Annotated in this window: 17 protein-coding genes; 11 read left to right on the top strand and 6 right to left on the bottom strand. The window is 53.5% G+C overall.

What is annotated here, in order from left to right:
- The first annotated feature begins 7 nt into the window (after nt 1–7).
- Together WFK85_RS06775 and WFK85_RS06765 are read left to right on the top strand one after the other, a co-directional pair.
- On the top strand, nt 8–778 hold the full coding sequence (locus tag WFK85_RS06775; protein ID WP_336707215.1) for an inositol monophosphatase family protein: 771 nt from the start codon (nt 8–10) through the stop codon (nt 776–778).
- A 433-nt stretch (nt 779–1,211) separates the two neighbouring features.
- Nucleotides 1,212–1,685 carry a hypothetical protein gene (locus WFK85_RS06765; protein WP_336707216.1) on the top strand — a complete coding sequence of 158 codons (474 nt, stop codon included), beginning with the start codon at nt 1,212–1,214 and terminating at the stop codon, nt 1,683–1,685.
- 156 nt (nt 1,686–1,841) lie between these two features.
- Here the strand turns inward: WFK85_RS06765 and WFK85_RS06760 are convergent, their stop codons facing one another.
- Complete coding sequence (locus WFK85_RS06760) at nt 1,842–2,624, bottom strand: chitosanase (protein ID WP_336707218.1); 783 nt, start codon at nt 2,622–2,624, stop codon at nt 1,842–1,844.
- 529 nt (nt 2,625–3,153) lie between these two features.
- The gene (locus WFK85_RS06755; RefSeq protein ID WP_336707219.1) at nt 3,154–3,807 is read right to left on the bottom strand and encodes a hypothetical protein; all 654 of its coding nucleotides are present in this window, start codon (nt 3,805–3,807) and stop codon (nt 3,154–3,156) included.
- Nucleotides 3,808–4,367: 560 nt separating this feature from the next.
- Here WFK85_RS06755 and WFK85_RS06750 point away from each other — a divergent pair.
- From WFK85_RS06750 to WFK85_RS06735, 4 genes are all read left to right on the top strand, one after another.
- Nucleotides 4,368–5,762: a cytochrome ubiquinol oxidase subunit I gene (locus WFK85_RS06750; RefSeq protein ID WP_336707221.1), complete on the top strand. Its 1,395-nt coding sequence runs from the start codon at nt 4,368–4,370 to the stop codon at nt 5,760–5,762.
- A complete protein-coding gene (gene cydB / locus WFK85_RS06745) occupies nt 5,762–6,775 on the top strand; it encodes a cytochrome d ubiquinol oxidase subunit II (RefSeq protein WP_336707222.1) in 1,014 nt (337 codons plus the stop codon). The genes WFK85_RS06750 and cydB overlap by 1 nt, the downstream gene beginning before the upstream one ends.
- Entirely contained in the window at nt 6,775–6,897 is a 123-nt protein-coding gene (locus tag WFK85_RS06740; protein ID WP_008461441.1) for a DUF2474 domain-containing protein, read from the top strand. Before cydB ends, WFK85_RS06740 begins: the two co-directional genes overlap by 1 nt.
- A gap of 168 nt (nt 6,898–7,065) precedes the next feature.
- Nucleotides 7,066–7,353 carry a hypothetical protein gene (locus tag WFK85_RS06735; protein ID WP_008461440.1) on the top strand — a complete coding sequence of 96 codons (288 nt, stop codon included), beginning with the start codon at nt 7,066–7,068 and terminating at the stop codon, nt 7,351–7,353.
- A 38-nt stretch (nt 7,354–7,391) separates the two neighbouring features.
- On the opposite strand, the gene WFK85_RS06730 is transcribed toward WFK85_RS06735, so the two are convergent.
- From WFK85_RS06730 to nfrB, 3 genes are read right to left on the bottom strand one after another with little or no spacing between them, the layout of a single operon-like run.
- On the bottom strand, nt 7,392–8,306 hold the full coding sequence (locus WFK85_RS06730; protein WP_336707224.1) for a DUF4434 domain-containing protein: 915 nt from the start codon (nt 8,304–8,306) through the stop codon (nt 7,392–7,394).
- Nucleotides 8,306–10,690 (bottom strand): NfrA family protein, encoded by a 2,385-nt coding sequence (locus WFK85_RS06725; protein WP_336707226.1) that lies wholly within the window; start codon nt 10,688–10,690, stop codon nt 8,306–8,308. The genes WFK85_RS06730 and WFK85_RS06725 overlap by 1 nt, the downstream gene beginning before the upstream one ends.
- Nucleotides 10,687–12,912, bottom strand: coding sequence for a cyclic di-3',5'-guanylate-activated glycosyltransferase NfrB (gene nfrB / locus WFK85_RS06720; RefSeq protein ID WP_336707228.1), 2,226 nt, complete (start codon nt 12,910–12,912; stop codon nt 10,687–10,689). The genes WFK85_RS06725 and nfrB overlap by 4 nt, the downstream gene beginning before the upstream one ends.
- Nucleotides 12,913–13,228: 316 nt before the next feature.
- Here nfrB and WFK85_RS06715 point away from each other — a divergent pair, with 316 nt between their 5' ends.
- A complete protein-coding gene (locus WFK85_RS06715) occupies nt 13,229–13,558 on the top strand; it encodes an SMR family transporter (protein ID WP_008461433.1) in 330 nt (109 codons plus the stop codon).
- Between the two features lie 42 nt (nt 13,559–13,600).
- Here WFK85_RS06715 and WFK85_RS06710 read toward each other — a convergent pair whose 3' ends face one another.
- The gene (locus WFK85_RS06710) at nt 13,601–14,149 is read right to left on the bottom strand and encodes a helix-turn-helix domain-containing protein (protein ID WP_008461431.1); all 549 of its coding nucleotides are present in this window, start codon (nt 14,147–14,149) and stop codon (nt 13,601–13,603) included.
- A gap of 106 nt (nt 14,150–14,255) precedes the next feature.
- Between WFK85_RS06710 and WFK85_RS06705 the strand changes: the two genes are divergently transcribed.
- The 4 genes from WFK85_RS06705 (at nt 14,256) to WFK85_RS06690 (ending at nt 17,484) form a co-directional block, all read left to right on the top strand.
- Entirely contained in the window at nt 14,256–14,915 is a 660-nt protein-coding gene (locus tag WFK85_RS06705; protein WP_008461430.1) for an AzlC family ABC transporter permease, read from the top strand.
- Complete coding sequence (locus WFK85_RS06700) at nt 14,915–15,238, top strand: AzlD domain-containing protein (RefSeq protein WP_008461429.1); 324 nt, start codon at nt 14,915–14,917, stop codon at nt 15,236–15,238. Before WFK85_RS06705 ends, WFK85_RS06700 begins: the two co-directional genes overlap by 1 nt.
- Before the next feature lie 262 nt (nt 15,239–15,500).
- Entirely contained in the window at nt 15,501–15,740 is a 240-nt protein-coding gene (locus tag WFK85_RS06695; protein WP_039302993.1) for a DUF2554 family protein, read from the top strand.
- Nucleotides 15,741–15,858: 118 nt separating this feature from the next.
- Nucleotides 15,859–17,484 (top strand): TIGR04028 family ABC transporter substrate-binding protein, encoded by a 1,626-nt coding sequence (locus tag WFK85_RS06690; RefSeq protein WP_336707233.1) that lies wholly within the window; start codon nt 15,859–15,861, stop codon nt 17,482–17,484.
- Nucleotide 17,485 lies beyond the last annotated feature (1 nt).

Raw genomic sequence — 17,485 nt, 5'->3', positions numbered from 1 at the left:
GCAAAACATGACTGAACAACAGCTACAGGCGTTATGCACGTTAATCCGCGAAACCGGCGCCCGCGCCCAGGCGCTGCGCGATGCAGGCTTAAGCGTGGAAAAAAAAGGTCGCCAGGATTTCGTCTCACAGGCGGACATTCTGGTTGAGCAAGAGATTAAAAGCTGGCTGCGGACGCATTGCCCGCAGGACGGCTTTCTGGGGGAAGAAAGTGGCCTGGAGGAAGGCGAACGCGGCGTCTGGGTGCTCGATCCGGTTGATGGCACCACTAACTTTATTCTTGGCATGGACTATTGGTGCGTCTCCCTCGCTTACGTCAGGCAGAACGTGATTGAGCTGGGAATTATCTATGCTCCCGACCGAGATGAGTTCTTTTTTGCCCGCCACGGCGCGGGCGCATTCCTGAACGGTAAATCGCTCAAGCTTCACGATCCATCCCCGGAAGGCGTGGTCATCGGCCTGGGTCGTTCCAGCCGCGCGCCGGTTCCACTTTATGCGCGCACTATAGAAGATGTTCTGAACGACGGCATGGAGTACCGGCGTTTTGGCGCAGGCGCGCTGATGCTGGCGCACGTTGCCGCGGGCCAGGTTCACGCCTACTACGAGGAGCATATGAACAGCTGGGACGCGCTGGCCGGGCTGCTGCTGATCACCGAGGCTGGCGGCAGTAGTACTGCGTTTCTCGCCAACGGAGGCCTGTTGAACGGTAATTTGGTACTGGCCGGCTGCACCAGCGTGCAGGAAAGGTTAATGGCGCTGCTGGAAGGGGCCGTCGATTAATTAAGGATTTAATAGTCGCCACTTTAATTCCGGTGGCGACCTGATTGTTTTATTTCAAATGATACCGACAGTTATTATTTAATAATATTTATTACACTCAATCTATAAACCCCATCAATAATTAACCATCCGATGAAAACCAAAATTGCGTCAAATCATTTTTTATTGACTTAAAAAAAACAAAAAAAATAGAAAGCGTGATAAACAGCATATACCCTATCCATTCCCAAAATATGGACATGGATCATTTGTGGCTTTATATGGAAAATTTGTTATCAGCGATGCCGATTACGCCCCTCTTAGTTTTGCCGACGTGGGTACATTTCTTGTATTTTCGGGTAATGGAGTTTATCTCAACTGGGGTGCTCGCGTAATAGCACTGATATATGAGAAGCGATTTTATAGTTTAGTGAAACAACAAAGGATGATATAAATGAAAAAGCATTTAACTGCTGATGTTATTATTGAAGCATCTTTCTTAGGAACTGATGGAAACCTCACTTATAATAGGGTTGATAGAGCATTGGAGATTACTATGCATGGCATGATATTCAATGCTAATCATATGTCAGGTTTAACTCTCGCCAATAAGATTAAAAAATCAATAGAGAAAAGTGCGATTCAACATGATATTAACTGGATGATGATTAATGAAATCCGATTATATTGTTGCGCAGGTGGCTTTGGCGGGATATTTTCAGTTGCGAATGTATTAGCTTCACATCTCGAAAAACCAGTGAGAGCGTATACTACACAGTACTCACCGGCAGGAACTTTTGGGGGGTATGAAAATAAGATGAAATGTTTCCAACCTAAAAGAAAAAACGTTATGATCGATGGGATTCACAAAGTGTTATATTTTACTTGTGAGCATATGATACTTCCCACCCGTCGTGCATTGAGATAAAAATCACAGAAATGCCACATACTTTATCAATAGGCGAGAAGTTGAGTATCTGGCATTTCTAAAGATACTGGCATTGCTTGTGCTAACCATTTTTAAAAAATTACAGGTTGAATATTTCGATACTCAGCCTCTTAATGTGAGTCAATGTTCTTCCCCTTAGCGGCCAATCACAAAGTCTTCGTCATTGGTCCCCCAGCGCAGCGGGAGCGACAGGCTATAATTCCCTTCCCTTAGAAAACGGCGCTGTTCAAGCTCAACTCGCGAGGTATCCTCATGGGCTTGTTCCTCCAGCATAATCGTCACCCGGGCATCTAAAAACGCGTTCAACCAGGCCTGCTCGCTGCCACCCTGTGCGGGTGTTTGGGCAACATTACTTGCCGCCGCGCGTATGCCCCCAAACGCCTCTCGCTGGTTACCCGGCCCATGCATGACCAGCGCATCATAGTAGATAAACTGCCCGAGCGTGCTCAGCCCGTCTTCTTTCGCTTGCTCGACGGCGGGCTCCAGATACTGCTCCGTCAGAATTTCATCCTGCGCCGCTCGAAATGCGGGATCTTTTGCCGCCCGTTTCCAGGCATCAACAAAATCAGGATCAAGTCCGGAATGGGTGCTGCTTTCTTCTTCCGCGAGCCTTTTTAAGGCTGGCAGATACTTCGCAAGCGGGTTGGCCGCCCGCTTTGACGTGTAGCGCTCCACAACGTCGAGCATATCACCATTGGCGGAAGTAAAACCGATCAGACCAGCGGTATAGCCGCGATCGTCGTCGATATCTTCTATATAGGCATACTGTTTTCGCCAGTCCAGCGAGGAGTTTTCCGCGCTGGACACCAGCTGCATGGCGATCTCTCTTTTGGCGGGGGACAAAAGATCCAGGGCAAAAGCCTGGGATGCCAGGCAGAGTCCAGTCAGTATAAATACGCCAAACTTCGATGACAGCATCTTGTTCCCCTAAAAGAGCATTCGCGATATAGACTGGACAGTTTCGAATTAGTTCTCAGTCAAACTGTTATCCCTTTTTCTTGCCCCTCTGTTTCTACATCCCGGGCGTGGAACTAAAACGGGTGTACTTACACCAACAGCATTAAGAGCCGCAAGATATTTTTAAAATCGCAGTAGATATTGATCTCCGCAACAGCCATAAGAAGACTCCTTATGCCGCTGAACATAAGGAGGAAGCAGGTTGCCCTGACTGCAAAAGGCAGGACTGATAAGCTTTAGGGACATAGTTCCGAGTCCCCTTGAACATCTAACTCAGGACTTTCAATCTCAGGATAATTATCGCCATTTCTCAGGAATTATCTTTGAAATCAAATAAGTCACTACTAAAACCATCCCAATTGACACTCCTCTCTCCAGCCATGTTTCGAAATGAAAGAAAAAATATATAGAAAGCCAGAATATAACACCACCCCAAAGCGCACCAGAGTAATGTATTAAGATTCTTATCAACTTATTTTTAGCACTATTTTCAGATTCGTTTTTTTTGAAGTTCATTATCTAGTTCATCAATGATTTTATTAAATGCCGATTGTCCGAAAGTGTGTCTTATATGGATGGCTTCCAGAAAAGGTTGCAATGCAGGCTCCAGAAAAAAATAGAGCAAATCATAATCATACCTCCTCAGGCTATTATATACCTCAGGTGCATATGTTTGCAGCCTGAAAGATGTGTAGATGCTTCTTTCTATCATACCACCTGAAAGCAGAACATTGCCCAAAGCACTTCCTCTAACCCCCACAGTGAAGCTGGCCCGCTGAGCAATAACTTGGGCTATTCTGCCCGAAACAACAGTATTTCCTACAGCTCTACCCGTGACTGAAAAAAGTGTCTTACTGTATAAACTGTTTTGTTTTTCTTGCGGTATATATTTATTAAATACACCCAGAACATTTTCAACCGTTTTTATGAAGTTTGAGTTTTGCAAGATGCCATGTTGAAGTGCTTTAGCCATACGGATACGTTCATTTCCCCTGATATAACGGGAATCGGTATCAAGAAAACCATATGCAAGATACCCCAAGTCTTGGGGTATTGACATGACACCGTGAAAAAAGCCACTGACTGAATCTGGTGAGATGATTATTTTAGCTATTCGTCGTGCAACATCGATGTAAGTACTCATAGATCCCTCTATCTTTCTGTTTCCCGTATACCTGAGAAATGCTTAGCACATTCACCATAATACTACCGAACCATTCTCCCTAACGCAAATTTCTCTTCCACCATAACCTACTCGCAATTCATAACTAGCCTGTGACAAATATTTAGTTTCAACAGTACTCTGTACTGAATGATTTTATATAAGTTAATTGCTTTGATTTTTAGATCGTATCCTCCTCAGCAGTTCTTCCCCCGCAGCGCGGTGTTTTCCATCAGCATCGCGGTTATCAACCCAGCTCAATGATATTTGGGATAGTTATTTGCATATAACGCAGGGCAAGAAAGGGAATAAACTAGCGATACCTCTTTCATTAAGTTTCGTTTCATGAGCAGCGCTCTTTGGCTGGACGTATATTGCAGTCTGATTTTTATCCAGTTTTGGGGAATGGTTTTGGAGGAGTTTTGGGGAAGCGTTATTGAGGGCTAGAAACTGTTATCCATTTTTGCAGTCGCTCTGTTCATACAACCCAGACGTGGCGCGGCCTACAATCGAACCGAATAATTTGCTATGCGGAGTTCTGCATGTTCGGTTTAGACGCTTTTCACCTGGCGAGGATCCAGTTTGCTTTCACTGTCTCCTTCCACATTATTTTCCCGGCCATCACCATCGGGCTTGCCAGCTACCTCGCGGTACTTGAGGGGCTCTGGCTTAAGTCTAAAAACCCGGTTTACCGCTCGCTGTACCACTTCTGGTCGAAGATTTTTGCCGTCAACTTTGGCATGGGCGTGGTCTCCGGGCTGGTCATGGCCTACCAGTTCGGCACCAACTGGAGCGGGTTCTCGCAGTTTGCCGGCAGCATCACCGGCCCGCTGCTGACCTACGAAGTGCTGACCGCTTTCTTCCTTGAAGCCGGTTTTCTGGGCGTGATGCTGTTCGGCTGGAACCGCGTTGGCCCGGGTCTGCACTTCTTCGCCACCTGCATGGTGGCGCTCGGGACAATCATTTCCACTTTCTGGATCCTCGCCTCAAACAGCTGGATGCAAACCCCTCAGGGCTTTGAGATCCACAACGGACAGGTCGTCCCGGTGGACTGGCTGGCGGTGGTCTTTAACCCGTCATTCCCTTATCGCCTGCTGCATATGTCCGTGGCGGCGTTCCTCAGCAGCGCCTTCTTTGTTGGGGCCTCCGCCGCCTGGCACCTGCTGCGCGGCAATAACGCGCCAGCCATTCGCACCATGTTTTCAATGGCCCTGTGGATGGCGGTGATTGTCGCCCCCCTTCAGGCAATGATCGGCGACATGCACGGCCTGAATACGCTCCAGCATCAACCGGCTAAAATCGCCGCCATTGAGGGACACTGGGAAAACCGTCCCGGCGAGCCGACGCCGCTGCTGCTGTTCGGACTGCCGGATATGGACCAGGAGCGCACCCGCTTTGGCCTGGAAATCCCGGCGCTCGGCAGCCTGATCCTCACCCACAGTCTGGAAAAACAGGTGCCTGCCCTGAAAGAGTTCCCGAAAGAGGACCGCCCTAACTCGCCGATTGTCTTTTGGTCGTTCCGCGTGATGGCGGGCTTAGGCATGCTGATGATCCTGCTCGGCGTCGCCAGCCTGTGGCTTCGCTACCGCGACCGGCTGTTTGAGAGCCGCCCGTTCCTGCACTTTGCGCTGTGGATGGGGCCCTCGGGGCTGATTGCCATTCTCGCCGGGTGGATTACGACGGAGGTTGGCCGCCAGCCCTGGGTCGTTTATGGCCTGCTGCGCACCAAAGATGCCGTGTCTGCCCACGGTACGCTGCAAATGAGCCTCAGCCTGGCCGCTTTCTTTGTGGTGTACATGTCGGTGTTTGGCGTCGGCTACGGCTACATGATTCGGCTCATCAAAAAAGGCCCGCAGCCGTTCGACGACCATCCGGCACAAGGCACCCCATCCCGCCCGCTGTCTGCGGTCGCTGAATCACTCGAGGAGACGCGCTAATGGGCATCGATTTATCTGTTATTTGGTTTGTGATCATCGTCTTCTCCACCCTGATGTATATCGTGATGGACGGTTTCGATCTGGGGATTGGCATTCTGTTTCCGTTTATTCGCGACGCTGATGACCGCGATGTGATGGTCAACAGCGTGGCACCGGTCTGGGACGGGAACGAAACCTGGCTGGTGCTGGGCGGGGCTGCCCTGTTTGGTGCCTTCCCCCTGGCGTATGCGGTTATCGTCGATGCCCTGACTATTCCGCTCACGCTGATGCTGGTGGGGCTGATTTTTCGCGGCGTCGCCTTCGAGTTCCGCTTTAAGGCCACGCCGGCGCATCGCCCCTTCTGGGACAAAGCGTTCCTGGGAGGATCGATTCTGGCGACTTTTTGCCAGGGTATCGCCGTCGGCGCCGTTATCTCAGGCTTTTCAGTCAGCGGGCGGCATTTTGCCGGTAGCCAGCTTGACTGGTTGACGCCGTTCAACCTGTTCTGCGGCCTGGGTCTGGTCATAGCCTACGCTTTACTGGGTGCCACCTGGCTGGTGATGAAAAGCGAAGATCCGCTGCAAAGAAGAATGCGGAGCCTGACCCCAGCATTGCTGCTGGCGCTTTTGGCCGTGATAGCGGCGATCAGCCTCTGGACGCCGCTTCGCCACGCGAATATTGCCGAGCGTTGGTTCTCCCTGCCAAATCTGCTGTTCCTGCTGCCGGTCCCGCTGCTTGTCGTGCTCTTCAGCCTGTGGCTCTGGCGCAGCGTGCGGGCAACCGACAGCCTGCACGCCACACCGTTTGTGCTGACGCTGGGGCTGGTTTTTCTGGGCTTTAGCGGGCTGGGCATCAGCATCTGGCCAAACATCATTCCGCCGGACATCACGCTGTGGCAGGCCGCTGCGCCACCGCAAAGCCAGGGCTTTATGCTGGTTGGCGCGCTTTTTATTATTCCGATAATCCTGGTTTACACCTTCTGGAGCTATTACGTATTCCGAGGGAAGGTGCAGCCTGGCGAGGGCTACCATTGATGAAAGAGACCGCTAAACGTGTCATGTGGATGGTTATTCTATGGAGCGTCAGCGTATTTGCACTGGCCGCAGTGGGGATGGGATTTCGCCTGCTGATGACCGCCGCAGGCTTTAAATCTTAATTCGCTGAGCCGTGCGTCGTGGGAAGGAATATGTTCAGTCCTTCCCGCTAACTCATTCTGAATCTATGGTGAAGAAATTGATTTTCTTTAAAACTGTGCTAATTCTTTAATGCGTTAATGAGGAAAAACAGTTAACCATTTCAATGAAACATTCAGAGGATGACAAAGATGAAATATATGCTACCCGCACTGGCTTTAACGCTGTTGGTTTCATCACCTGTTTTTGCGGCAAAACAAATTACTCATGAAGAATCATCTGGTTATACAAAAGTTGGCGATCTTTCCCTGGAACAAGACGGGACCCCGACCGTCGGACACAAGGATTTATCCAAAGAGGTAAATCAAAAGTGTGAAGCGTCCAACGTGAAGCCTGCCGACTGCTTTTATGTGATAATCGCTGCCACCGGCGACGAGTCTAATCATAAAAATATTAATATCGAAGTCTTTAAGAAATAAATAACCAGACGGCCCTAAAACAGGGCCGTCATTCATTTTTATTTCACTTCTGTTTTCACGCTGGCCTGCGGCACATTACGATATTGTAATATTCCAGCGGCAACCTCTAAATAACGCAGCGAAAAATACACTCTGTCCTGCCCCGCTGCGGGTTTGACAGACATTAAGCGCTTCTGCTCGGCAGTAGAAACAGGCTCGGCGCTAAAGTGAGCGGTATTTTTATCCTGACGGAAGAGTTCGATCACCTCACCGCTGCTTTGCGTTTGCCGGTACAGCGCTCGCGCAGCTGGCGTTAACACGCCCGTCCCGGCCCCGTCCTGCACCCAGATTTTCACCCCGCTGTGGCTCAGGGTCGTCACCCATTTTTGGTAGCCATCCGGCGACATATTGCCGGCAAAGAAGCTGCTGACGGCAACCGGTTTATCGGCCACCGAGGCGAGAGACTCATGGGTTTTTGTCAGCCATGCCAGCGCGGCCTGCTGCATATCCGGGCTTCGCCAGCGGTGGTCGTCCAGCTCGCTGCTGATGTACCAGCCCGCAATGTTTTCAGCCCCGAGCACCTGCGTCCAGCGCGTGGCAACCGCCACGTCCCGGGCGCGCAGCAGGTTAAAGTAACTTTCCAGCGCAGTGAGCGGCTGATTTTGCCGTTCGAAGAATTTATCGTCCGCGGCCAGGCCCAGCACCAGCTTCAACCCGCTGTTTTTTACCAGGCGAGCCTTGCCCTCCAGCCAGTTTTGCGGTTCCCCGCCGGCGAAGGCGTCCCCATAGCGGCTCCACTGAAAGACCAGAGTATCAATGCCCTGTTGCTTCAGCTGCGCCAGCATCGTGGTCCATTGCTGGTCGGTCATCGACATATCACGCAGCTGGGGCTGATACATTACCGCGTTAATGGCAAAGGCAGACGCCGGGCAAAACAGCGCGGCCGCCAGCGTTAATGCCGGAGTAAATTTCATTACCAACGCACTCCTATGGTAAGGAACAGACTGTTTTTGGAGTCTATATCGCGGTTGCGGCCGTCGAATACCCGCTGGTATTCCAGCCCCACGCTCGCCTTGTGGGGATAAGCATCATAATGTGTTTCGCCAAACCAGGTGTTATAGCGAACGCCTACGCCGCCGAGCCTGTTATCCGTACTGCGTGAATGCCGCGTCTGGTTGTTGTACTGCACATGCCAGTAAGGTTCGATCGTGTGCCGCGCCGAAACCTTGTGGTGCCAGCTTTGTCGGTAATCGGCCGTGTACAGCTGATAGTCGTATTTCACGAAATGCGCCGCGTCCAGATAGAGGTTCTGCGCAAACCAGCCTTTACCCAGCGGGTGCCAGTCATCGCTGTACTCCCCGCCGTTCAGGAACGAAGCGCTGGCTCGCAGCATCATATCCGTCCGGGCATCGTCCGCCTTATCGAGAGGAAGCTGCTGCTCCACCGCCAGATAAATAACCTGCTCACGCAATGGCTTCCAGCGAACGCCCATTCCCACCATCGGCTGATAGACAGGCGCGATATTGCTGTGCCCTGCGCTGCCGCCAAACAGTCGGGTATAAACCGAAAGCTGATCGCCATCCAGAATTTGATTCTGACCAATGCGGTATTCAGCTTCAGCCTGGCCATAACTACGGTTGCTTTTATCTCGTGAGACGCCGCCGCCTGCGCCCGCTTCATTTTTAGAGGCGGAAGTCAGGCCCAGCGAACTGTCAAAGGAGAACGTCCAGCGCCGCTGGCTATCTTCGTGCACGCGGCGGAAGGCGAACCGCTCTTTTTGCTGCGCGTTGGTTAAGCCTTTGGACGGGGTCAGCGTGTTGTCGATATCATCCACAACGCGTTCGCTGTAGCGTTTGGTTTGCGGCTTGTCATCCAGCCGCTGGTTGATATAAACCATCTGTCGCAGGATTTCCGGCGAGTCAGGCATGGTTTGCAACGCTTGCTCCAGCTCGCTGCGCGCGCCGGGCATATCTCCCGCTTTAAACAGCGCAAAACCGCGCGTGGCGTGATCCTGCTCCGGCGGGGTCTCAAAGTTCAGCTCCGGCATGGCTCGCTGCCAGGCCACCTGTCGCCAGTAGTCAAGCGCGGCGTTGTCTTTCGCTAGCCAGGCGCTGCGAGCTGCGGCACGGATGTCTTCATCGCTAAGCGTTTTAACCGGCACGCTCCGCAGGCTACTTTGCGCCAGCGCGTAGTCTTCTACGGCAAACGCCAGATAAGCCACCTGCCGCGCGTAGTAAGGATTAGCATCGCGGGATTGAGCCTGCTGGGCGGCATACAGCGCCATTCCCGGCGAGGTTTGCTGGTAGCATTCCGCGAGGTGCGACCAGCTCTGCGCATCGTACTGCAGCGACATGTCGCCCAGGATGGTGATAACTTTATCGCACTGGTCTTTAAGCACGCGCGCCTGCGCCATACGAATTTCAGCGGCGGAAAGCGGTTTTGGCTTCACAACCGGCAGCGTTGTCTCTGGTAGCTTCAGCCCGCCCCACGTCACCATCAGATAGCGCCAGTTATGTTTCTCACTGTCCGTATCAAAGGCAGGCTTGTGGCTGGACAGGTAATTTTCCAGTTCGGGATGTTTCTTGCGCTCCGCCAGGGACTGCGCGTAGGCCAGCTGCATACCCGGCGTGTTCATGACGCCCTGCTGCTGGAGATCCAGAATACGGCGATCGCGCCCAAGATGAAGCAGGATGGCAAACCACTGCTGATACTGCTCTTCACTCAGCGTCGCCAGCCTGTCCTGCAGGGCAAAGCCGCGATCGGCTGTTTGCCACTCCTGCAGGTAAATAGCGCGCTGAGTCAGGTTGTTAATCAACGTGTGCCCCGCAGGCGAGGTGCGAAACGCATCGTCGTTAAACTGCTGCAGCGCGATATCCAACGCCCCAAGCTTAACGGCAAAGTTACCCACTTCGGCGCGGCATACCACGGAAGGAGAAGCGTTACATTCGTCGTTAAACGCCAGCAGTTGCTCACGCATTGTCACATTTTTAGCTGGAAGGGGAATAGCGTCCCGCGCCCGACGGACCTTCGCGTTGTCGGGCGTTTTGCGTAGTTGCTCATTCAGCAGCGCAGCCGCTTTATCGTCATGGTGAAAATGGCGATACGCTTCCGCAAGCCAGAGCGTCAGTCGGACGCTATCCGGGGCCAGCTCGCGGGCGTGCTGAAAACTGCTGATGGCACGCTGCTCATCGTTGGCTTTCAGCGCCTTTTGCGCGCGCTCAATGTGTGGATACACCTTGAAGTAGCGGTAATCGCTTAACCCCAGATCCTCTTTCGAACCTTCGGTGGCCGCCAGGGAATACCCGGCGATCATCAGGCCGCATGTCAAAATAGCTAACGGTTTAAGGCTGAACTTCATGCTATTTCTCCTGCAAGGCTGGAGATTTGCAGGCTGCTCAACCCGGCTTTATGCATCAGCCCATTTAAAGAAGGCTGGAGTATTTTTTGCTGTTCCAGCGCACGATCGACCGCGTGTTGGTCGACAACTTGTTCCTGCACCAGGAAATCACCAAACTGCATTTCACTGCGCTCATAGCGCAGCAGTACCGCTTTCAGTACAGCCTCATCCAGGTGACTTTCCGTAATCAGCACTTCGGCAAACAATATTTGCCCGGAGACATATTCCTGCCAGATAGCCTCGGCCTGATCCGAAGTTAACATTTCCGCATTGACCGCTCTGGAGAGCAGTTCCGACGGGTCGTTTTCAGACTGGAGATACCAGCGACGTAGCCCCACCACAACTTCACCTCGCGGCACGATAACGTAACTTACTGGACGCTGAACTTTGCGCCCCAGCGCAGCAAGAGAGACGGGATCAATGGCACTTTCGCTGGCAAAAATCAGCGTTCCCTGCTCCTCGCGTAGCGGAAGCACCGCGTAGTGCAGCGCCACATTTGCCGGCACCGATTTAACCAGCGCCTCATCTAAACGACGGCTGTCGATGATTTCCATCGGCACGCTTGCCTGTTCCGCCAGAGCATTCGCTAGCTGTTGGGCCGTAATCACCCCGCGATTAACGAGGCTCCCCCCAAGTTTGAGGCCAGGTACTCTGTTTTGCAGCGCTTCCATCAGTTGCTCTTCGCTGATAACGCCCTGGCTGACCAGAATTTCACCGAGCGGACGAAGAGCACGGTTGCGGGTATTGACTGTCGGGAAGTCATGGGTTGTTTTATCCCAGGCAACGCGCCTCGGATCACCATGCTGGATCACCTGACGAATTGCACGCCAGTTGGCCATAAAGTTGATTAAGTTGCCCCAGAAAAGGCGTGGAATGGACATCAGTCCCTGCCCTAAGCCGTAGTAACCGGTGACGAAGATAATTCGCTGTGAAATTCGGTTGGCCATCAGGAAAAAGTTTATCCACAGCAGAGTGCTGAGCCATGCGCCACCGACAAAGATCGACAGGAACTGCCAGGCGCCTTCTACGCTGCGCTGATAAATTAACAGCGCCACCAGCTGCAGCATCACCAGCATGGCGGCAAAACTCAGGAAGTTAGCCACAGCGCCTTTCCGGTCGCGCCACAGGAAGTAGTTAAGTACCCAGTTATTGCTCCAGCGATGCGTCTTAAATCCCTGAAAAACGATACCAATAATCCAGCGGGACTTTTGGCGCACCGCAGTCGTATACGTATCCGGGAAATATTCGCGCACGCAGATCACTTTTGCGGTGCGTTTACGCTGGCCGAACGGCCTTGCGGAACGATCGGTGTCATCCACCACCGGGAAGCGACAGAATATCTCCTCCATCCCTTTTTGCCGCAGGCGGAAACCGATGTCATAGTCTTCGGTCAGACTTTGCACATCAAAGGCGATACCGTCACCATCAGCAAGCAGCGCCAGCACCGCGCGGCGGCTGAAGCAGGTGCCGACGCCAGCGCTTGGCACCTGGCCTGCCAGCGCCTCACGCACCGGGACATCCTTGCCGTGGAGCTCGGAGAACTCGTCGAGATAGCTCAGGCTGGTGAAATGGGTCCAGCGGCGCTCGAAGGGGTAAACCGGGATCTGAATCAGATCTTTACGGTCAACGAGGTAGTTGAACAGCCGCAGCTCCATCGGGGAAATAACATCCTCTGCATCGTGCAGAATAAACCCTGAAAAGGAGAACCGGGCGTTACGCTCAAACTGCAAAATCGCATCAAGGATATTATTCAGGCAGTCGGCTTTACTGGTTGGGCCTGGGCGGGCGCAAACCACTTTGTGCACGTTAGGGAAACGGGCACACACCTCATCGACGTCGAGCTGCGTGTCAGGATCGTTGGGGTAGGTACCGACAAAAATATGGTAATTCTCGTAGTCGAGCGTGCTTGCCGCAAGGCTCGCCATATTGCCAATAACGCCGGTTTCATTCCAGGCCGGCACCATGATAGCAAGCGGCTTTTCCTGTGGTTCATACAGCTGCTTATAGCCTAAATGATTATGCCGACGATAAACGGTACAGGCGCGCCAAAGGCGGCGGAACCAGAACACAATATCAATAAACAGATCGTCGATTCCGCTGATAAGCATCAGAATCGCCAACCCAATCGCTATGACCTTCAACCCATACAGATAAGTAGAAAAATAGTCTACTAACCAGTCCATGCCTCACCCCGAGGTTATTTATCGTTAACGACACTACACGACATCGCAGGCATACGGTCAGCCTCAAATGTTACCGGTATCATAGTTGATAAGAAAAATCTTACAAAGGATAATGTTTTGCTATTTTCTTTCCTCAACATTAAAGACACTGCTCATTAACCATATAACCAGCGCAAGATTCTTTAATTAACAAATTAAACAGTTCATAAACATTCATCAGGATGCGTTCGACTTTTTACCTGGCCGTCTTTCGAAAAATACGGCACCAGGTCAGAATAGCGCTCCGCAACCGCCGTCTCTCACTGGATACACCGACATGACCTACAGCTGGCTTATTCTCGCAATCGTTGCCGAAGTGATTGCTACCACCGCGTTAAAACTTTCCGATGGTTTCAGCCGTCTGTGGCCAAGCGTCGTCACGATTCTTTTTTATGCTGTCGCATTTTACGCGCTATCTATTACCATGCGCACTATCCCAACCGGGATCATTTATGCCATCTGGTCCGGCGCCGGCATCGTGCTCATTGGTATGATTGGCTGGCTTTTCCTCGGGCAAAAACTCGACTGGCCTGCCCTGGCAGGGATGGCGCTGATTATACTCGGTGTGCTGGTTATTAACCTCTTTTCTAAATCCGTTGCACATTAACGAGCGCCGTCCGGGCTGTCTTATCACGGCAGCCCGGGTCTGTTAATTTTGCTCGGCCACCATAATGGCCATCGTGTCCGGCTCCAGCGCCCGGAAAATATGCGGCTGATCTGCCGGGTAGCAAATATAGTCCCCGACGCCCAGCTCTGCGGCAGACTCCGTCAGGCCGACCAGAGCCCGCCCCTGCGTCACAATCATATGCTCCACCGAACCCGGTGGATGCGGCTCTGAAAGCCTTGGCGTGCCGGGCTGCGCTTCGACCAGATAGATATCCCGACGCACGCCTGGCGGACAGGTTGCCAGCAAAATAGCGACATAATTAGCCTGTTCGGCGGCAATGCGGCTGCCCTCACCCCGGCGAATAATCTGCGTCCGGGCGCTTTGCGGCTCCAGCAGCGTGGCGAACGGAATATTTAACGCCACGCACAGCGCCCAGAGCGTCTCCAGGCTAGGATTACCGTTCCCGGCTTCCAGCTGTGAAAGCGTGGATTTCGCAATCCCGGCCCTGCGGGCGACTTCCGCCAGCGACAGCCCCGTCCGCCCACGTTCACGCACCAAACTTTTTGCGATGGTGTCTATTGGCTGGGTCATAAAACTCCCCCACTGTTCGTTAAAATGAACGATTCGTTCGCTTGATATGGTAACAGATTGCGGTCATTATAATGGCGATTTCGTTCGATATGGAAAACATAAGATGATGCGAGAACATCTCCGTACCCTGCCCGGAGACACCAAAAAAGCGATATTTCTGGTCTGCCTGGCCGTCGGCGTCGTGGGCGTCTCCTACGGCTCGCTGGCGATGGCCTACGGGTTCCCACTCTGGCTGCCGGTTCTGGCCTCTTTTGTTGTGCTGGCGGGGGCATCCGAATTTATGTTTATCGGTATTATTGCCAGCGGCGGGAATCCTTTTGCCGCCGCGATGGCCGGTCTGCTGGTCAACGCCAGACATATTCCGTTTGGCGTCGCCGTGCGGGAACTGGTGGGCACACGCCTGCTAAGCCTGTTGGGCTGCCATATCATGAACGACGAAAGCGTGGTGTTCGGGCTGTCCCAGGCCACGCCTGAAAAACGCAAAGCCGCCTACTGGCTCTGTGGGGCTGGCGTCGCGATCTTCTGGCCCGCAGGAACGCTGCTTGGCGCAGGCGTAGGCAGCCTGCTTCCCTCGCCGGAGGTTATCGGGCTGGATGCTGTATTCCCGGCTATCCTGCTGGCGCTGGTGATCCCGGCGTTTAAAAGCCGTACAACCCTGGTTCGCGCCTCAACCGGGGCCGCCATTTCACTTGCCGCCACGCCTTTCGCCCCCGTTGGCCTGCCGGTACTGCTTTCAATGCTGGGCCTGCTGGCGAGGAAAAAATAATGACCAATACATTCACCGTGCTTGCCGGCCTGGCCGTGCTTTCCGCAGGAACATGGCTGATGCGCTTCAGTGGCGCAAAGCTCGGCAGCAAGCTGGCGCTTTCCGAACGCTCGCAAAAGCTGCTTAACGACGGGGCAACGACCCTGCTGTTTTCGGTGGCGCTGGCAACCACCTTTTTCGAAGGTGCGCACTTCGCCGGATACGCCAGGTTTGCAGGCGTTGCCGTGGCCGTATTCCTTGCCTGGCGCAAAGTGCCATTGATTTTTGTCATTATCGCCGCGGCGCTGGTTACCGCGCTCCTGCGCCTCGCCGGTCTTCACTGATGGGCTGCCGCTTTTGCGCGGCCCTTCGCATATTCCGCCTTAACCGCAGCGCAACAAAACGCCTTCCTTGCCCGTTTTTACCTTGCTGACAAACCTTTAAATCACTTTTGATTCGCCGAATAGTTTCGCACGGGGATTATCGCTAGAGTAGCCAGGTTGCGTGCTGACGCTGCCCCTCACCCTAACCCTCTCCCCTCTGGGGTTAGGGTGAGGGGCACAAACAACAATGGCTCAAGAAAAAACACCCACGAGGCGTGGCAAGATGGCAATAAAACAACCGCTCAACATTATCCTGTTATTAATTGTTACCGCACTCTTCTCCGGCCAGACCATGGCTGAACGTCACGGACATGAATACTTCGTGGTGAAAGATATGGACATTCAGCTTAGCCACCAGGCAGACAGCGACGAACTGCGCCAGGCGGCAGAAGATTCCGCTGATGATTTTCGCGAACACCATCATGCGGTCACCCACAGACGGCCAGCCACCTATTTACGTTAAGTCGATTTTCAACAATCGTTAGTAATTTTTCTTCGTTCTCATCCTTTATTGCCTGAGTTGTTATGGGTTTCAAGGCGCTGCGTGCGCCGCTAACAATCAGACAATAAAGGATAACACCATGCCATCATCGCCTCGCCAGAATACGATCGCTCGCGGTCTGGCATTAGCAGCAGCCTTTGCTGCTTTCAGCCCCAGCGCCGCCCCGGTAAAAGGCGGGGAATTGGTCTACCTGGAACAACAGGCTCACACTAACCTTTATCCTCCGGCCGGGGGCTTTTACCCGAACGGCGGCATCCTGAACCAAATTACCGACAAACTGACCTGGCAAAACCCCAAAACGCTGGAAGTGGAACCGTGGATCGCCGAATCCTGGACCAGCAATGCCGACAAAACCGAATACACCTTCAAGCTGCGCCCTGGCGTGACTTTCTCCGACGGCACCCCTCTGGATGCCAATGCCGTGTCCAAAAACTTTGATACCTACGGCCTCGGCAACAAAGCCCTGCGCCTGCCGGTATCTGAGGTGATCAACAACTACGACCATAGCGAGGTTGTTGACCCGCTGACCGTCAAATTTTTCTTCAAAAAACCGTCGCCGGGCTTTTTACAGGGCACGGCAACCATCGGCTCCGGCCTGGTTTCCCTGAAAACGCTGTCGCGCACCTTTGACGAACTGGGCGATGCCCGCAATATCATCGGTTCCGGCCCGTTCGTGGTGCAAAACGAAACCCTGGGCCGGGAAGTCGATCTGGTCGCGCGGAAAGACTACCAGTGGGGGCCGAAAAACAGCCCGCAGCAAGGGCCAGCTAATCTCGACGGCATTAAGATTCTGGTGACGCCGGAGGACAGCGTGCGCATCGGCGCGCTGCTGGCGGGCCAGGCGGACTTTATTCGCCAGGTGCAGGCCTATGACGAAAAACAGGCCACAGATCAGAAGTTCCCCCTTTACGCCGCCCCGACCCGAGGCGTGAACGACGGCATAGCGCTGCGCCCGGATAACCCGCTGGTCGCTGACGTAAAAGTTCGCCAGGCGCTGCTGCACGGCACCAACGCTCAGCAGGTTGTCGACACCCTGTTTTCCGCCAACTATCCGGTTGCTACGTCGGTGATCGCCAGCACCGCAGCGGGCTATGTTGACCTGCGCGACAAGCTGAAATATGACCCGGCGCTGGCAAATAAACTGCTTGATGAAGCCGGATGGAAAAAAGGCAGCAACGGCGTTCGCCAGAAAGACGGCAAGCCGCTGGCGCTGACCATTTACGAATCCCTGCCGCAGCCGCAGAACAAAGAAGTGCTACAGCTGGTTGCCCAGCAGTGGAAGCAAATCGGCGTGGGCCTGAGCGTGCGCGCCGGGGATGCTGGTAGCCGGGTGCTGGATACCAACGATCCGCATAAAACCGGGGTTAACGTCATCGAAGTAGGTCGCGCTGACCCGGACGTGATCAAAAGCCAGTTCCATCCGGCCAACCGCGATGCCCTGCTGCAAAAAGGCGGCCTCAGCGCCGCCTCCCAGTTTACCGACGACAAGCTGAACGCCCTGCTGGTGGGGATCTCTTCCGAAGTGGATCCGCAGAAGCGCCTGGCGCTGGCGGGCGATGCCCAGCGCTACCTTATCGACCAGGCCTACGTCATCCCGATCTTTGAAGAGCCGCAGGTCTTTGCCGGTGCACCGTGGCTGAAAGGCGTGGCGTTTGAAGCGGTCGGACGCCCGTCGTTTTACGCCGCCTGGCTTGAAAAACACTAAG

Source organism: Cedecea sp. VD22 (assembly GCF_037150195.1).
In the GTDB taxonomy this organism is placed as follows: Bacteria; Pseudomonadota; Gammaproteobacteria; order Enterobacterales; family Enterobacteriaceae; genus Cedecea.
Note: the sequence above shows the minus strand (reverse complement) of the source record. Positions and strands in the feature narration are given on the sequence as shown.

Excerpts from the sequence above, each read along its gene's own strand:
- WFK85_RS06775 (WP_336707215.1), top strand. The coding sequence starts at position 8 with ATGACTGAACAACAGCTACAGGCGTTATGCACGTTAATCCGCGAAACC.
- WFK85_RS06765 (WP_336707216.1), top strand. The coding sequence starts at position 1,212 with ATGAAAAAGCATTTAACTGCTGATGTTATTATTGAAGCATCTTTCTTA.
- WFK85_RS06760 (WP_336707218.1), bottom strand. The coding sequence starts at position 2,624 with ATGCTGTCATCGAAGTTTGGCGTATTTATACTGACTGGACTCTGCCTG.
- WFK85_RS06755 (WP_336707219.1), bottom strand. The coding sequence starts at position 3,807 with ATGAGTACTTACATCGATGTTGCACGACGAATAGCTAAAATAATCATC.
- WFK85_RS06750 (WP_336707221.1), top strand. The coding sequence starts at position 4,368 with ATGTTCGGTTTAGACGCTTTTCACCTGGCGAGGATCCAGTTTGCTTTC.
- cydB (WP_336707222.1), top strand. The coding sequence starts at position 5,762 with ATGGGCATCGATTTATCTGTTATTTGGTTTGTGATCATCGTCTTCTCC.
- WFK85_RS06740 (WP_008461441.1), top strand. The coding sequence starts at position 6,775 with ATGAAAGAGACCGCTAAACGTGTCATGTGGATGGTTATTCTATGGAGC.
- WFK85_RS06735 (WP_008461440.1), top strand. The coding sequence starts at position 7,066 with ATGAAATATATGCTACCCGCACTGGCTTTAACGCTGTTGGTTTCATCA.
- WFK85_RS06730 (WP_336707224.1), bottom strand. The coding sequence starts at position 8,306 with ATGAAATTTACTCCGGCATTAACGCTGGCGGCCGCGCTGTTTTGCCCG.
- WFK85_RS06725 (WP_336707226.1), bottom strand. The coding sequence starts at position 10,690 with ATGAAGTTCAGCCTTAAACCGTTAGCTATTTTGACATGCGGCCTGATG.
- nfrB (WP_336707228.1), bottom strand. The coding sequence starts at position 12,912 with ATGGACTGGTTAGTAGACTATTTTTCTACTTATCTGTATGGGTTGAAG.
- WFK85_RS06715 (WP_008461433.1), top strand. The coding sequence starts at position 13,229 with ATGACCTACAGCTGGCTTATTCTCGCAATCGTTGCCGAAGTGATTGCT.
- WFK85_RS06710 (WP_008461431.1), bottom strand. The coding sequence starts at position 14,149 with ATGACCCAGCCAATAGACACCATCGCAAAAAGTTTGGTGCGTGAACGT.
- WFK85_RS06705 (WP_008461430.1), top strand. The coding sequence starts at position 14,256 with ATGCGAGAACATCTCCGTACCCTGCCCGGAGACACCAAAAAAGCGATA.
- WFK85_RS06700 (WP_008461429.1), top strand. The coding sequence starts at position 14,915 with ATGACCAATACATTCACCGTGCTTGCCGGCCTGGCCGTGCTTTCCGCA.
- WFK85_RS06695 (WP_039302993.1), top strand. The coding sequence starts at position 15,501 with ATGGCAATAAAACAACCGCTCAACATTATCCTGTTATTAATTGTTACC.
- WFK85_RS06690 (WP_336707233.1), top strand. The coding sequence starts at position 15,859 with ATGCCATCATCGCCTCGCCAGAATACGATCGCTCGCGGTCTGGCATTA.